Source organism: Psychrobacter sp. 16-MNA-CIBAN-0192, from assembly GCF_040309565.1.
Classification (GTDB): Bacteria; Pseudomonadota; Gammaproteobacteria; order Pseudomonadales; family Moraxellaceae; genus Psychrobacter.
In genome coordinates, this window is sequence record NZ_JBEOOX010000445.1 from 1 (window position 1) to 257 (window position 257).

Consider the following 257-nt stretch of genomic DNA (forward strand, 5'->3'; position numbering starts at 1 on the left):
GGTACAAGATATTGCGGTGTTGAAATTTTCTGTAGAAAAAAACCATTAGTATGAGCGTAATACTAAACACAATAATCAACCCTAAAATGATAAATTGATTGTATTTATTTTTAGCGGTTTGCTGTTCTAATTTACTACTCAATAAACCCAGTTCGAATTTTAATTTTTGTTCAGTGAGTTCAGGAAAATCATTGGTTTGTTGTTCTTTTTCTTGTGATTTATTGATCAATTCAACAATGACATCGACAGTTTCAAGT

General features: G+C 29.6%; 1 protein-coding gene. It reads right to left on the reverse strand.

Annotated elements, in window-relative coordinates; all coding sequences use genetic code 11:
• The coding region (locus AAEY78_RS13900; RefSeq protein ID WP_352339954.1) for a hypothetical protein at positions 1-257 on the reverse strand (257 nt) is incomplete at both ends.